We start from the raw sequence: 14,062 nt of genomic DNA, 5'->3' as shown, positions 1-14,062 counted from the left end.
CTCTATCTCAGCTTCGGCGGCGAATCCGGATCGCTGCCGGGCGGGATTGGCTTGTATTCGGGTATTTCGGGCGGTTCAGGCAGGTCAAAGCGCAACCCAACCCGCGCCAGCTGCGCCGCGACCGGATCAGATGGCTCAAAAAACCCAACATCCAGCGCCGCCGCTTCGATCCCGGAAAAGGTCAACGCCTCGTTCACCGCTTTGGCCAGCGCCGACTGCGCCTCCGGCACTGCCTGCACAAAGCCCAGCATATGCGAACGCACGCCGTTTTCGTAGGCAACCCCAACCAGATAGGCATATTTCGCCAATCCCACCGCCGTCGACAGCTTTGTGTCCAACGCGGTCAGCAAAATTTCGGGCAATCCAATCGGTGCGGTGAAACTTTCGGGGCGCGCCTCGACCTCATCGGGCGCATGGGTCAGCGTCTCTGCCAACCACCCCACCGCCTCGGGCGGGATCAGGATCGCACTTGGCGCCACTTCCGGGTTCAGCGCCAATCCCATGCCCTGCCCCGCCAGCATTCCGGCAATCACACGGCCCGAAAGCGCCGCATAAGGCACAACGCGATTGACGAATTTGGACAACCGTTCCTCGGTATCAAACACCAATACAAAAGACGCATCAGAGGTTTCGAACACTTCGGGCGAAATGCTGTCGCCTTCGATATCTTTGTCTAGCAACATAAACAGCTCGGCATCAGCAAGGCGTTCAAAAAAGCGCAGCCGCGCGCCGTCATCTTCGGATGCCGCTTCCATCGCGGCATGCGCATGGTCCAGCGGAGTCACTTCGGTCATTTCAGCACCTCCTTGATGCGTGCCCGCAAGACTGGCAACAGATCAGCCTGAAACCACGGGTTTTTCTTTATCCATGCCGTATTGCGCCACGACGGATGAGGCAAGGGGATCATGTCGGGCGCATGGTCGCGCCAGCGCTCTACGGTCTCAGTCACACCGGCTTTGGTGCCCAGATGCCATTTTTGCGCGTATCCACCGATCATAAGGATCAGCGGAACCTGTCCCAGATCCGCCATCACCCTGTCACGCCACGTACGCGCGCAAATTGGCGGGGGCGGCAAATCGCTGCCCTTGGCGTTGTAGCCGGGAAAACAGAACGCCATGGGTACAATGGCAACGCGGTCGCGGTTGTAAAACGTTTCTTCGTCCACATCCATCCAGTCGCGCAAGCGGTCACCCGACGGATCGGTAAAGGGGCGCCCGCTTTCGTGCACCCGCGCGCCCGGCGCCTGCCCTACGATCAGAATGCGCGCGTTTGGGCGAAACCACACCACCGGGCGCGGCACATGCGCGGTTGCAGTGCCTGCAAACCGGTCCGCGCAAAGCCGACAGGCCCGAATATCATCTCTCAATGTCATGTCTTGGATATAGTCCCCACCATTTATTTCGACAATTATCGAAATAACACTTGCGCGACTCAGTTATTTCGATATTTCTAGAAATATGAAACACAGTGACCCCACCGATATCTCGCTCGAAATTGCAGCCTCTACTTTTGCAGCGCTTGGTTCTGAACAACGCCTTTCCGTTTTGCGCTGCCTTGTGCGCGCAGGCGGCGAAGGCATCTCGATTGGCGAATTGGGCCAGCGCACCGGCGTGACCGGCTCGACCCTGACCCATCATATGAAAATTCTCGCGCAGGCGGGGCTGGTCACTCAGGAAAAACAGGGCCGCTCGATCATCTGCGTCGCGGCGGCTTATGACGCTGTACACCAGTTGTCACACTTTCTTTTGCAGGAATGTTGCGCCGACAGCGCAACCCCCAACAAGGATCACGATCATGGCTGATACCACCCAATCCCCCGCCCCGCTTGGCGCACGCCTTGCCCGTATCGACAAGGCCTGGCTGGCCTTTGTGCTGATTCTCGTTGCGGTCGCGATCCTGGACACGAAACAGCTCTGGCCAACCATCCAGTTTGCCAGCGGCGCATTGCTGCACACCGGCCCGTTTATCCTGTTTGCGGTGCTTGCCATCGGCTATCTCAAGGCGACGGGCACTGAAAACCTGATTGCCAAGGCGTTTCAGGGCCGCGAAACGCGCATGATTCTATTTGCAGCGCTTATTGGCGGTCTCTCCCCATTTTGCTCTTGCGAGGTCATTCCCTTTATCGCCGCCCTGCTGGCTGTGGGCGCGCCGCTCTCTGCGGTGATGGCGTTCTGGCTGGCCTCTCCGCTGATGGACCCTGCGATGTTTGCCATCACCTCCGGTACGCTTGGATTTGACTTTGCCGTGGCCAAGGCCGTGGCGGCCATTGGTCTGGGCCTGATGGGCGGCTATGGCACCATGTTGCTGAAATCCACGCCGGTTTTCACCGAACCGTTGCGCGAACGGCCTCAGGTCGGCGGCTGTTGTGGCACCAAAAAACCGTTCTCCGACAAACCTGTATGGAAATTCTGGACCGAAAAAGAACGTCGAGACACGTTTCGTGAAACCTCGATGGAAAACCTGCTGTTCCTTTTGAAATGGCTGGCACTGGCCTATGTGCTCGAAGCGCTGATGATCCACTATGTCCCGGCTGACTGGATTGCTGGTTTCCTGGGTGGTTCTGGCGTGATGCCGATCATTTTGGGCGCATTGGTGGGCGCACCGGCCTATCTGAACGGATACGCTGCCGTGCCTCTGGTCGATGCGCTTTTGGAACAGGGCATGTCCAATGGTGCCGCAATGAGCTTTGTTCTGGCTGGCGGGGTCAGCTGTATCCCGGCGGCCATCGCGGTCTGGGCGCTGGTCAAACCAAAAGTGTTCTTTGCCTATCTTGGCTATGCCATGCTGGGTGCGCTGATCGCCGGTGTTGTCTGGCAAGCCATCGCCTGAACATGCGTTCAAAACAGGCGCGGAATTGACTTTTTCCGCGCCTGTTGTCGCGTCTGTCACCCAACCGTTGCCCGAGACTGAGAATTCCGCTAATCACCGATCCAAACTGGATTAAGGGTGGAGCTTCATGTATCGCGTCTGGAACTTTCTCAACGAATACTCACTGCTACTGATAATTGGCGCAGTTGTGGCACTTATCTGGGCCAACTTCGACTATTCAAGCTACCATCACTTCGTTGAATTCGTGATCTGGGATCATGCGCCGATCGGCCATTTGCATGATGGCCACCGAACCCTGACATTGCATTATCTTGTGAATGACCTGTTGATGGCCCTGTTCTTTGCCATCGCAGCCAAGGAAGTCTGGGAAGCCGTCATTCTGAAAAACGGGTCTTTGCGCGGCAAAAAAGCGGCCACACCGCTGTTTGCCACCGCAGGCGGCATGTTTGGCCCCATCGGCGTCTATCTGGGTCTGGCGCTGATCATGGGATCAGACACATATAGCGCTGTGGCCAATGGCTGGGCCATTCCCACAGCAACCGACATCGCGTTTTCCTATCTTGTGGGTCGCATCGTGTTTGGAGCGGGTCATCCGGCGGTCCGTTTCCTGTTGTTGCTGGCCATCGCAGATGACGCGGCAGGCCTGATTATCCTCGCGATCTTCTACCCTTCTGGCGAACTGGGGCCCGAATGGCTGCTGCTGTCGCTGTTTGCAGCCATCGCAGTTTACGTGTTCTTCAACTGGCTGCCGCGCCGCATGGACCGTGGCAATCAAGCGCGCCCAAATTCCACATGGGTGCGTAAGAAACTGCATTTTGCGCCCTATTTCGTGGCCGCATGTCTCAGCTGGTATGGCTTTATGCGCTCGGGCCTGCACCCGGCTCTGGGCCTTCTGCCCATCGTGCCGACCCTGCCCCATGCGGACCGTGCGTTTGGTTTGTTTGCCGAAGCTGAAACCCACCTGCATGACCTGCTCAACGTGGTTGAGCACGCGCTGAAACGCCCGGTCGAAATGATCCTGTTCTTCTTTGGCCTGCTCAATGCCGGGGTTCAGTTTTCGTCCATGGGTGACGCAACGTGGCTTGTGCTTGCCGGGCTGTTGATCGGCAAACCGGTTGGCATTCTGCTCTTTGGCTGGGTCGCCGCTGTGCCGCTCAAACTGGGTATCCCCCAAGGCATGCGTATCATCGACCTTGTGGTCATCGGATGTGTGGCCGCGATTGGCTTCACCGTGTCTCTGTTTGTGGCCTCGGTGGCGTTTGATGCTGGTCCGGTTCAGGACGCAGCCAAGATGGGTGCCCTGTTCAGCTTCTCGGCTGCTGTGGTTTCGATAATCGCCGGTAAGGTGTTTCGCGTTCAAAAACAAAACCTCTGACGCGAATCAAACATGACAAATTCGGAAAAACCGGTGCCTTTGCGCCGGTTTTTCTTGTTTCTCGCCGTAATCTTGCCTCAGAGAGTTGCTAATCATATGCGCAATCCGACATATTGATCCCAAAGACGCCGACAGAGCGTTAAGGGATTTGGTGTAAGCTAAAGGCAGAGCAGCCCGGGAGCATTCCATGCTCGAGTTCGAAAATGTGAGTAAGTCCTTTTGGACAGGAAGTCAGCGCAAGGTGATCCTTGACCGCGTGTCGTTCCGCGTTGAACTGGGAAGTTCTCTTGGTGTGCTCGCCCCAAACGGCACCGGCAAAACCACCTTGATCAACATGATGGCCGGTCTCGAAAAACCGGACGAAGGCGTCATTCGGCGCGATTGCCGTATCTCGTTTCCGCTGGGTTTTATGGGTGGCGTTGTCAACAAACACACCGCTGTTGAAAACAGCCGCTACATCGCGCGGCTATATGGCCTTGATCCGGACTATGTCGAAGCGTTCTGTCGCTGGCTATGTGGTCTGGGTGAATATTTCGATCAACCGTTGGGCACCTACTCGTCCGGCATGCGGGCGCGTTTCACATTTTCGCTGTTGCTCGCGCTTGATTTCGACATGTACCTGATTGACGAAGGCATGCCCTCGTCCACCGATGTCGACTTTAACAAACGCGCTGGCGAAGTTCTTAAGGAACGCCTGCGCACCACCACCATCATTATCGTGTCGCACCAGCCGCAAACGCTGGAAAAGTTCGCTCGTTCGGCTGCAGTATTGCTGAACGGTCAGTTGTATATTTTCGACACCTTGGAAGAGGCAAAGCAGCTCTATGACTACCAAACCCAAGGCTAAAAAGTTTCGCATACGTCGTTCTGTCCCTTCGGAAACGATCGCCGATGGCACAACCGCGTCTGCGGCCGGGGCAAGCGTGACCCCAACACGGTCCACGTCCGCCGCCGCCCGACCGACCAGCGACATTCCTCAGCCACCTGCGCGCGACAAGGCCACCGGCAAACCCCCTGCTCCGGGTCAGGCCAAGTCTGCGGAACAGGAAATCGATGATATCAAGCGCGAAGGTCTGACCGGGCGCCAATTGCGCATGGCGCGCCGTATGGCTCAGAAAAACGGGCTGGCCGCGACATCAGATTACGACGCCATACGCCTGTTGCGCTCGGCTGGAATTGATCCGTTTCAACGCACAAACATGCTTGAACTGGTGCAAAAGGAAACTGACAACATCCCGGCGAAGGTTGCAGAAAACCGGGTCCAGCTGCCCCAGACCACGCCGGTGGACAAGAACCAGCTTCCGTCAACCGAAACCCGTTCTCCCGCCGAAATGCGTGCGGTCGAGATTGGCGAAATTCAAAAAGACATCGCGCGTCGCCGTCGTCGCCGTCTTTTACTTATGCTGGGACGTTTGTCGGCATTTGTCTTTCTGCCAACGATGTTTGCGGCCTGGTATTTCTATTCGGTGGCAACACCGATGTATTCAACCAAGTCTGAATTCCTGATCCTGCAGGCTGACAACGCAGGCGGCTCCGGGCTTGGCTCGCTGTTGTCAGGGACACAATTCGCGACCAATCAGGACAGTATCGCAACCCAAAGCTATCTTGCCTCCAAGGACGCCATGGTGCGGCTGGACGAAGACGAAGGTTTTAAAGACGTATTCTCTCAGGATTTTATCGACCCTATTCAGCGCCTCCCCGCAGAGGCGTCGCATGAGAAGGCCTATAAGCTCTACAAAAAATACGTGAAGATTGGCTACGACCCGACCGAAGGCGTTGTGCGCATGGAGGTTTCGACCCCGGATCCTGCGGTTTCGGCCCGGTTTTCCGAGGCTCTGATCGGCTATGCAGAAACGCGTGTTGATGACCTGTCTCAACGCAAACGCGAGGATCAGGTGCGCGATGCGGGCACAAGTCTGGACAAGGCCAAGGGCGAACGCCGCGAGGCACAGGAAGCTCTGGTCAAACTTCAGGAAAATTCGGTACTCGATCCCGAAGGCTTGATCATGTCGCTGCGCCAACAAGTTTCAAATGTAGAAGTCCAGCTTCAGGAAAAAGAGCTGCAACTTGCCGCGCTCGAAGACAATGCCCGTCCCAACAAGGCGCGCGTCGAAGGTGTGCGTGGCGACGTCAGACGCCTCCAGGCACTGCTTTTGCGCCTGCAAAAGAAAATGACCGAAGCCACAAGCGGCGGCTCATCTCTGGCTCAGAAAACCGCGCAAATCCAAATGGCGCAAGCTGATCTGGCAACCGCTGACCTTTTGATGCAATCAGCGCTGCAAACGCTCAAACAGACCGAGCTCGAAGCCAGCCGTCAGGTGCGTTATCTGACGACGTCCGTAGAACCGGTCGCCAGTCAGGATCCCTCATATCCGCGCAGTTTCGAAAACACTGTCCTGGCCTTCCTTATTTTCTCGGGCATCTACCTGATGATCTCACTCACAGCATCAATTCTCAGAGAACAGGTGTCCTCGTAAATGAAGCATGTCGAAATCGCCGGATTGACCGTTGGCAATGATTGTCCCCTGACCGTCATTGCCGGCCCCTGCCAGCTGGAAAGCGCGGACCACGCGCAAATGATCGCGGGCAAAATGAAAGAAGCCTGCGACGCAGCCGGGGCACAATATGTGTTCAAGGCAAGTTATGACAAGGCCAACCGCACCTCTGTTTCCGGCAAACGTGGGTTGGGTCTGGACGGTGGGTTGAAAGTCTTGTCCGATGTCGGCAAGGCGATTGGCGTACCGGTTCTGACGGATATTCACACCGAGGCACAATGCGCGCCCGCCGCAGATGCCGTGGACATCCTGCAAATCCCCGCCTTCCTGTGCCGTCAAACAGACCTGTTGCTGGCCGCAGGTGAAACCGGCGCGGCGATCAATATCAAAAAGGGTCAGTTTCTGGCCCCCTGGGATATGGACAACGTCGTGGCCAAGGTCGAAAGCACTGGCAATTCACGCATCCTGTTGACCGAACGCGGCACGTCGTTTGGCTATAACACGCTGGTCGCAGATATGCGGTCCCTGCCGCGTATGGCCCAGACCGGATATCCTGTTGTGATGGACGCAACGCACTCTGTTCAGCAACCCGGCGGTCAGGGCGGCAGCTCTGGTGGGCAACGCGAATTCGCTCCGGTTATGGCGCGCGCAGCAATTTCGCTTGGCATCGCTGCCGTGTTCATCGAAACCCATCAAGACCCGGATAACTCCCCTTCCGATGGCCCCAACATGATGCATCTGCACGATATGCCCAAACTGATTGAAACGTTGATGGCGTTTGATCATGTTGCCAAGGCAAATCCCTTATCCATTTAAACCACAAAGCAACTGAGTTTGAACATGACACGCCCTATTCATGACGTGACACCCAACACCTGGGAATTCCTGCGCGATCCAATGATCAAGCCAACCGGGTTTCGCGAATATGACGCCCGCTGGAAATTCCCGGAAGAGATCAACCTGCCCGGCATGACCGCGCTTGGCTTTGGTCTGGGCACGCAAATCCAACGACGTGGAATTGAGCCTGTGATCGCAGTGGGCAACGATTACCGCGACTATTCCGTGGCCATTAAACACGCGCTGATTATCGGTCTGATGCAGGCAGGTATCCGGGTCAAAGATATTGGCCCGGCCGTGTCGCCCATGGCCTATTTCGCTCAGTTTCATCTGGATGTTCCGGCCGTCGCAATGGTCACAGCCAGCCACAACCCTAACGGCTGGACTGGCGTGAAAATGGGTTTTGAACGCCCACTGACACACGGCCCGGACGAAATGGCAGAGCTGCGCGACATCGTGCTGAACGGCGATTTTGACGCCGCCCCTGGTGGCGCCTGCGAAATGGTTTCGGGTGTGAAAGAGGCCTATATCGACGATCTGGTGGGTGATTTCAAAGTGTCCCGCCCGCTCAAAGTCGTCTGCGCAACCGGCAATGGCACCGCGTCCGCATTTGCTCCTGAGATTTTCGAACGTATGGGCGTCGAAGTGGTGCCAAGTCACAACGAACTGGACTACACGTTCCCCAACTACAATCCGAACCCCGAAGACATGCTGATGCTGCACGACATGTCAGACTCGGTCAAAGCATCCGGCGCTGATCTGGCGCTGGGTTTTGATGGCGACGGCGACCGGTGCGGTGTGGTCGACGACGAGGGCGAAGAGATTTTTGCAGACAAGGTTGGCGTGATCATGGCCCGCGACCTGTGCAAAATCTATCCGAACCCAACCTTTGTGGCGGACGTGAAATCAACCGGCCTCTACGCCGCTGACCCCGAGCTTAAGGCGGCGGGTGTCACTGTGGACTACTGGAAAACCGGGCACAGCCACATGAAACGCCGGGTAAAAGAAATCAACGCTTTGGCTGGTTTCGAGAAGTCAGGACACTACTTTCTGGCAGAACCAATCGGGCGCGGATACGACTGTGGCATGCGTGTTGCCGTGGAAATCTGCAAACTGATGGACCGCAACCCGGACAAGTCCATGTCGGACCTGCGCAAGGCGCTGCCGAAAACATGGTCGACCCCAACGATGTCGCCCTATGCCTCTGATACCGAGAAATACGATATTCTGGAACGGCTGGTTGCAAAACTTGTGGCCAAGCATGAAGCTGGTGAGACTTTTGCAGGTCAGCCGATCAAGGAAATCGTGACCGTCAATGGCGCGCGCGTCATTCTGGAAAACGGCAGCTGGGGTCTGGTGCGGGCATCGTCCAACACACCTAACCTTGTTGTCGTGTGCGAAAGCGCGGAAAGCGAAGCGGAACTGCACGCCATCTTTGACGAGCTGAACAAGGGCATCCGCACGGAACCCGGTGTTGGCGACTACGACCAGACAATCTAAACTGACGGGCGGCTCCCGCCGCTTTCAGAACACAGCAAGCTGCGCCCCAAAAGCGTTGGGCGTGGCTCAGCTGCGCTGAGCCTGTTTCCCAGGTTTCAGACACCCCCCTGGTCAAGCCATCAAGCCGCGCCCTTTGAGCAATGCCTCAACCCCCGGCAGTCGCCCCCGAAACCGGGTGTAAAGCTGTTCGGCTTCCACTGACCCGCCAGTTGACAGGATATGCGCCTCCAAGGCCTCAGCCGTTGCCGGGTCAAACGCGCTGCCGGCTTCTTCAAAGGCGGCAAAGGCATCGGCATCCATCACTTCGGACCACATATAGCTGTAATATCCGCTGGAATACCCGTCCCCGGCAAAGACATGCGCGAAATGCGGAGTGGCGTGGCGCATCGTGATGGCACGTGGCATGTCCAGATCGGCCAATACCTCGGCTTGTCGGGCCATAGGGTCTTGTGGTGCTGCGCCATCATGGAACGCCAGATCGACCAGCGCCGAGGCGACATATTCAACCGTCTGAAATCCCTGATCAAAATTCGCGGCACCCAACACCTTTTCCAGCATCTCAGGCGGCATCGCTTCGCCGGTCTCGGCATGGGTGGCAAATTCCTGCAACACTTCAGGCACTTCAAGCCAGTGTTCATAAAGCTGGCTGGGCAATTCGACAAAATCTCGCGCAACCGATGTGCCCGAAATGCTCTCATAGGTCACATTCGACAACATCTGGTGCAAGGCGTGGCCGAATTCGTGAAACAAGGTCCGCGCGTCGTCATAGCTGAGCAGCGACGGATCACCCTTTGCAAAATTGCACACATTGATCACAACCGGTGCTTGCTGTTCCGGCATTTTCGCCTGCCCTCGCATCGCAGAACACCACGCGCCCGAGCGTTTAGACCCGCGCGCAAAATAATCCCCGATGAACACCGCCACATGTTTGCCATTGCGTGTGACCTCCCACGCGCGACAATCGGGGTGGTAGAGCGGCACATCCAGCGGTTCAAACGCCAACCCGAACAACCGTGTCGCACAGGCAAACGACGCCTCAATCATCCGGTCCAGTTGCAGATAGGGCTTCAGCGTCGCCTCGTCCAGATCATGATCCGCCTTGCGCCGCTTTTCCGCGTAATAGCGCCAGTCCCACGGTTCCAGCGGTCCATTTACGCCGTCAACCTGCATCATATCCGTCAAGATCGCCGCATCCGCCTGCGCACGTGCTTTTGCCGGGGTCCAGACCGCCATCAGCAAATCCCGGACCGCATCGGGTGTTTTCGCCATTTCGGTTTCAAGCTTGTAATTGGCAAATGTCGCATAGCCCAACAGCTGAGCCCGCTCTTCTCTCAACGCCAGTATTTCAGCCGCAATGGCACGGTTATCCGTATCACCACCATTTTCGCCACGTGCCACCCAGGCCCTGAACGCAACCTCGCGCAGATCACGTCGCGGTGAAAACTGCAGGAACGGCACGATCAGCGATCTGGACAGTGTAACCACCGGGCCATCAGCTTCTTTTTCGACACCTGCCGCCCGGGCCGCATCAACGACAAATCCGGGCAACCCGTCCAGATCCTCTTCGGACAGTTTCATGAACCAATCACGCTCATCTGCTAACAGATTTTGTGTAAACTCGGTACCCAACACCGCCAACCGCGCCTTGATCTGCTGCATGCGGGCGTCTTTGTCCCCTTCGAGCGCCGCACCACCGCGCACAAATCCGCGATGTGTCAGCATCAGCACACGCTGCTGTTCGTCAGTCAAATCCAAGCCATCCCGCGCGTCCCAAACGGCTGCCACCCGAGCAAACAGCGCCTTGTTTGACGCAATTTCGGCGCTGTGCTGTGCCAGCTTGGGGGAAAATTCACGCTGCAACGCCTCGCGCGCCTCAGAGCTGTCGGCACCTGTCACAGTAAAAAACACCGACAAAACCTTGTCCAACGCACCACCTGCGGCCTCTAACGCTTCGATTGTATTGGCAAATGTCGGCGCTTCTGCGGACCCTGCGACAATCTCAATCTCGGCCTTGTGTTCGGTCAATGCCTGCTCAAAAGCCGGGACAAAATCGGTGTCGGCAATGGTGTCAAACGGGGCAATCTGAAACGGCGTGGTCCAGTCGGACAGCAACGGGTTGGTCATGGGGCTGGTCTCCTTTGACGCCACCCTAAGCACGACACGCGCGGGTCGCAATCGGACTTGCAATCACAAAGCTGCGCCCCCACGCTCAGGTTATTCAACCGGGAGCTTGATATGACATTTCGCAACAGCCCAAAGGGCGTAATGACCACCGCTATTCACGCAGGCGAAAGCCCTGATCCGGCCACTGGCGCTTCGGCACCGCCGTTGCATATGTCGTCAACATTTGTCACCGATCAGGTATCCGGGTTTTCAGCCCATGATCTGGAAGACAACGGTGCCTTTCTTTATGCGCGCTGGGGCAACCCCACCGTCCAAATGCTGGAACAAAAGATCGCCGCACTGGAAGGCACTCAGGATTGCCTGTGTGTCGCCTCGGGCATGGCCGCAGCCAGCGCGATATTTCTGACCTTTTTGTCTGCAGGCGATCACGCCATTGTCTCGGATGTGTCATATGCCGGGGTCGCTGAACTGGCGCGCGATACGCTACCGCGCTTTGGCATTGCGGTCGACACCGTCAACTTTTCAGACCCCGCCGCCGTTGCCGCTGCAATCCGTCCCAACACCCGCCTGATCCACGCCGAAACCCCGGTCAACCCCATCGGGCGCCTGACCGATCTTGCGGCGATCTCGAAAATTGCCCGCGACGCGAATGCGATTCTGTCATGTGACGCCACTTTCGCCTCGCCACTCGGGCAGAATTGCACCGCGTTGGGGGTAGACCTGATCCTGCATTCCGCAACCAAATATTTGGGCGGGCATGGCGACGCCGTTGGTGGCGCAGTGGCGGGGCGCAAAGAGCTGATCAGCCAAATGCGCGGCGAAGCGTCGATCCATCATGGCGGCATCATGTCACCATTCAACGCGTGGCTAATTTCGCGCGGGATGTCGACATTACCGCTGCGCATGAAAGCCCACGAAACTGGCGCGATGGCAGTCGCACAGTGGCTGGAAACACAATCCTCTGTGACCCAGGTGATTTACCCCGGTCTGCCCAGCCACCCGCAACACGCGCTGGCCCAGGCGCAGATGACCAATACGTCAGGCATGGTTTCGTTTCAGGTAGGCAACGCGCAACAGGGCGAGGCGATGGCACAAGTCATGATCGAACGATTAGAGACCATCCATTATGCGGTGTCGCTGGGCCATCACCGCAGCCTGATTTTCTGGATGGGAACAGACGCGCTGATGGATACGTCATTCCGATTGACCGGAGCGCAGCTTGACGATTACCGCGCTTATGCGGGTGACGGTATCTTCCGATTGTCGGTGGGGTTAGAAGACGCCGACGACCTGATTGCTGATCTGGCAAAGGTGCTCTGAGCGCAAAACCACACCGACGTAATACTGCCGGAATACCGACGTTATACCGATGTCGGTTTTCCAGCTTTCTTTGAGCCACATACCGGGCAGTCTGCGCGGGGTTTCATGGCGATTTTACGGGTTTCGCCCCACAGCGCATCATAGATCATCATCTCGCCACGCAACGCCGCTCCTGCCCCTGTGATAACCTTAATTGCCTCAACCGCCATCATCGTGCCAACCACGCCGGGCAACGGCCCAATTACCCCGGCCTCAGAACAGCTTGGCGCCAGACCATCCGCTGGCGCCTCAGGAAAAATACATTGGTAACAAGGCGTTCCATTGGTCGGGTCAAACACGCTCAGCTGCCCTTCCCACTGAGACAGCGCGCCTGAAATCAGCGGTTTTCCCAGCTCGACACAGACCTGATTGACCAGATATCGGGTGTCGAAGTTGTCGGTTCCGTCCAGTACCAGATCGTATTCAGAGATCAACTCGGAGGCGTCTTCGACGTTCAGGCGCCGATGATAGGGCTTAACCGAAATGAAAGGATTTTGTGCCATCATAGCGGCCTCAGCGGAAAACACTTTGGGGGTTCCAATTGCGTCGTCACGATGGATCACCTGACGTTGCAGGTTCGAATTGTCGACCTCATCGTCATCGACAACACCAATTGTGCCAACACCCGCCGCCGCAAGATACAGTAACGCGGGCGATCCTAACCCCCCGGCGCCAATCACCAACACCTTGGCATCTTTCAGTTTTTTCTGCCCCAAACCGCCCATTTCCCGCAATACGATATGGCGCGCATAGCGGTTAAGTTCGGTGTCATTGAACGGGCTTTCGGCTACCATAGTCTCAGGTTCCTGTGCATGTTTTCGCAAACGTACCAATACCTTACGATAAGCCAGTACAAAACTCACGACCACGCCGATCATCACCCACAAAGCAAGACTGTCACCGGTTGCCACCCGCAATTGATGCCCTGCTGGCAAGGCCAGTTGGATGAGCAAAACGCCCGCATAAAGTACAGCGATCATGCCCCAACGCGCGCCAGTGGGCGCCTTAACCACTGCTCCGATCAACCACAAAGTCAGCGCAAGCCCAAGAACAAGACCCATCAGCTGACACCGGTCGAGCCGAACCCGCCTTCGCCGCGCTTCGTGTTGCTAAGCTCTTCTGAGACCACAAAATTTCCTTGCACAACTGGCGCAACAATCAATTGCGCGATGCGCATTCCGTGGGTGACATGAAACGGCTCGGTGCCGGTGTTCAAAATAATAACGCCCAACGGACCGCGATAGTCGCTGTCGATTGTGCCGGGCGTGTTTGGCAGGGTCAGCCCATGTTTCAGCGCCAAGCCAGAGCGCGGCCGCACCTGCACCTCATAGCCCATTGGAATCTCAACACGAATCCCTGTGGGCACAAGCGCGCGCCCCCCCGCCTCGATCAAAATGCCATCCCGCAACTCAGGCGCAAAATTGGCGCGCACATCGGCCCCTGCGGCCCCGTCAGATTCGTAAAACGGCAGCGCCACATCCCGGTCGGCATCGTCCAACCAGCTTACTTTGATGGCCACAGAGTGCATGTGTTGTCCCGCTCT

The 14,062-nt window shown here is 57.0% G+C and carries 13 protein-coding genes; 8 read left to right on the top strand and 5 right to left on the bottom strand.

Translation table 11 applies throughout. The annotated features are described in order from the left end of the window. Positions 1 to 2: 2 nt before the first annotated feature. Entirely contained in the window at positions 3 to 794 is a 792-nt protein-coding gene (locus tag ABJI08_RS09970; protein WP_348401685.1) for an SseB family protein, read from the bottom strand. Next, positions 791 to 1,372, bottom strand: a complete 582-nt coding sequence (locus ABJI08_RS09965) for a uracil-DNA glycosylase family protein (RefSeq protein WP_348401684.1) — start codon at positions 1,370 to 1,372, stop codon at positions 791 to 793. The genes ABJI08_RS09970 and ABJI08_RS09965 overlap by 4 nt, the downstream gene beginning before the upstream one ends. Before the next feature lie 85 nt (positions 1,373 to 1,457). On the opposite strand from ABJI08_RS09965, the gene ABJI08_RS09960 reads away from it, so the two are divergent. The 7 genes from ABJI08_RS09960 (at position 1,458) to ABJI08_RS09930 (ending at position 9,036) form a co-directional block, all read left to right on the top strand. Then, entirely contained in the window at positions 1,458 to 1,802 is a 345-nt protein-coding gene (locus ABJI08_RS09960; RefSeq protein ID WP_348401683.1) for a metalloregulator ArsR/SmtB family transcription factor, read from the top strand. Then, complete coding sequence (locus tag ABJI08_RS09955; protein ID WP_348401682.1) at positions 1,795 to 2,829, top strand: permease; 1,035 nt, start codon at positions 1,795 to 1,797, stop codon at positions 2,827 to 2,829. Before ABJI08_RS09960 ends, ABJI08_RS09955 begins: the two co-directional genes overlap by 8 nt. A gap of 127 nt (positions 2,830 to 2,956) precedes the next feature. Further along, entirely contained in the window at positions 2,957 to 4,204 is a 1,248-nt protein-coding gene (locus ABJI08_RS09950; RefSeq protein ID WP_348401681.1) for a Na+/H+ antiporter NhaA, read from the top strand. Between the two features lie 187 nt (positions 4,205 to 4,391). After that, positions 4,392 to 5,051: an ATP-binding cassette domain-containing protein gene (locus tag ABJI08_RS09945; RefSeq protein WP_348401680.1), complete on the top strand. Its 660-nt coding sequence runs from the start codon at positions 4,392 to 4,394 to the stop codon at positions 5,049 to 5,051. Further along, positions 5,029 to 6,681, top strand: coding sequence for a capsule biosynthesis protein (locus ABJI08_RS09940; protein WP_348401679.1), 1,653 nt, complete (start codon positions 5,029 to 5,031; stop codon positions 6,679 to 6,681). Before ABJI08_RS09945 ends, ABJI08_RS09940 begins: the two co-directional genes overlap by 23 nt. Continuing rightward, a complete protein-coding gene (gene kdsA / locus ABJI08_RS09935) occupies positions 6,682 to 7,515 on the top strand; it encodes a 3-deoxy-8-phosphooctulonate synthase (RefSeq protein ID WP_348401678.1) in 834 nt (277 codons plus the stop codon). 24 nt (positions 7,516 to 7,539) lie between these two features. Further along, positions 7,540 to 9,036 carry a phosphomannomutase/phosphoglucomutase gene (locus ABJI08_RS09930; protein ID WP_348401677.1) on the top strand — a complete coding sequence of 499 codons (1,497 nt, stop codon included), beginning with the start codon at positions 7,540 to 7,542 and terminating at the stop codon, positions 9,034 to 9,036. A gap of 111 nt (positions 9,037 to 9,147) precedes the next feature. Here ABJI08_RS09930 and ABJI08_RS09925 read toward each other — a convergent pair whose 3' ends face one another. Next, positions 9,148 to 11,160, bottom strand: coding sequence for a M3 family metallopeptidase (locus ABJI08_RS09925; RefSeq protein WP_348401676.1), 2,013 nt, complete (start codon positions 11,158 to 11,160; stop codon positions 9,148 to 9,150). Positions 11,161 to 11,271: 111 nt separating this feature from the next. Between ABJI08_RS09925 and ABJI08_RS09920 the strand changes: the two genes are divergently transcribed. Then, positions 11,272 to 12,480, top strand: coding sequence for a PLP-dependent aspartate aminotransferase family protein (locus ABJI08_RS09920; RefSeq protein ID WP_348401675.1), 1,209 nt, complete (start codon positions 11,272 to 11,274; stop codon positions 12,478 to 12,480). Between the two features lie 41 nt (positions 12,481 to 12,521). Here the strand turns inward: ABJI08_RS09920 and ABJI08_RS09915 are convergent, their stop codons facing one another. After that, positions 12,522 to 13,580, bottom strand: a complete 1,059-nt coding sequence (locus tag ABJI08_RS09915; protein WP_348401674.1) for a HesA/MoeB/ThiF family protein — start codon at positions 13,578 to 13,580, stop codon at positions 12,522 to 12,524. Then, positions 13,580 to 14,047 (bottom strand): dUTP diphosphatase, encoded by a 468-nt coding sequence (gene dut / locus ABJI08_RS09910; RefSeq protein WP_348401673.1) that lies wholly within the window; start codon positions 14,045 to 14,047, stop codon positions 13,580 to 13,582. Before dut ends, ABJI08_RS09915 begins: the two co-directional genes overlap by 1 nt. Positions 14,048 to 14,062 lie beyond the last annotated feature (15 nt).

Source organism: Shimia sp., from assembly GCF_039969785.1.
Taxonomy (GTDB): Bacteria; Pseudomonadota; Alphaproteobacteria; order Rhodobacterales; family Rhodobacteraceae; genus Shimia.
The sequence above is the reverse complement of the archived record's forward strand: the minus strand, read 5'-3'. Positions and strand labels throughout refer to the sequence as shown.

What these genes read in the sequence shown, in the direction of transcription:
- ABJI08_RS09945 (WP_348401680.1), top strand. Translation starts at nt 4,392, where the DNA reads ATGCTCGAGTTCGAAAATGTGAGTAAGTCCTTTTGGACAGGAAGTCAG.
- ABJI08_RS09965 (WP_348401684.1), bottom strand. Translation starts at nt 1,372, where the DNA reads ATGACATTGAGAGATGATATTCGGGCCTGTCGGCTTTGCGCGGACCGG.
- ABJI08_RS09940 (WP_348401679.1), top strand. Translation starts at nt 5,029, where the DNA reads ATGACTACCAAACCCAAGGCTAAAAAGTTTCGCATACGTCGTTCTGTC.
- ABJI08_RS09960 (WP_348401683.1), top strand. Translation starts at nt 1,458, where the DNA reads ATGAAACACAGTGACCCCACCGATATCTCGCTCGAAATTGCAGCCTCT.
- ABJI08_RS09950 (WP_348401681.1), top strand. Translation starts at nt 2,957, where the DNA reads ATGTATCGCGTCTGGAACTTTCTCAACGAATACTCACTGCTACTGATA.
- dut (WP_348401673.1), bottom strand. Translation starts at nt 14,047, where the DNA reads ATGCACTCTGTGGCCATCAAAGTAAGCTGGTTGGACGATGCCGACCGG.
- ABJI08_RS09955 (WP_348401682.1), top strand. Translation starts at nt 1,795, where the DNA reads ATGGCTGATACCACCCAATCCCCCGCCCCGCTTGGCGCACGCCTTGCC.
- ABJI08_RS09970 (WP_348401685.1), bottom strand. Translation starts at nt 794, where the DNA reads ATGACCGAAGTGACTCCGCTGGACCATGCGCATGCCGCGATGGAAGCG.
- ABJI08_RS09930 (WP_348401677.1), top strand. Translation starts at nt 7,540, where the DNA reads ATGACACGCCCTATTCATGACGTGACACCCAACACCTGGGAATTCCTG.
- ABJI08_RS09925 (WP_348401676.1), bottom strand. Translation starts at nt 11,160, where the DNA reads ATGACCAACCCGTTGCTGTCCGACTGGACCACGCCGTTTCAGATTGCC.
- ABJI08_RS09915 (WP_348401674.1), bottom strand. Translation starts at nt 13,580, where the DNA reads ATGGGTCTTGTTCTTGGGCTTGCGCTGACTTTGTGGTTGATCGGAGCA.
- kdsA (WP_348401678.1), top strand. Translation starts at nt 6,682, where the DNA reads ATGAAGCATGTCGAAATCGCCGGATTGACCGTTGGCAATGATTGTCCC.
- ABJI08_RS09920 (WP_348401675.1), top strand. Translation starts at nt 11,272, where the DNA reads ATGACATTTCGCAACAGCCCAAAGGGCGTAATGACCACCGCTATTCAC.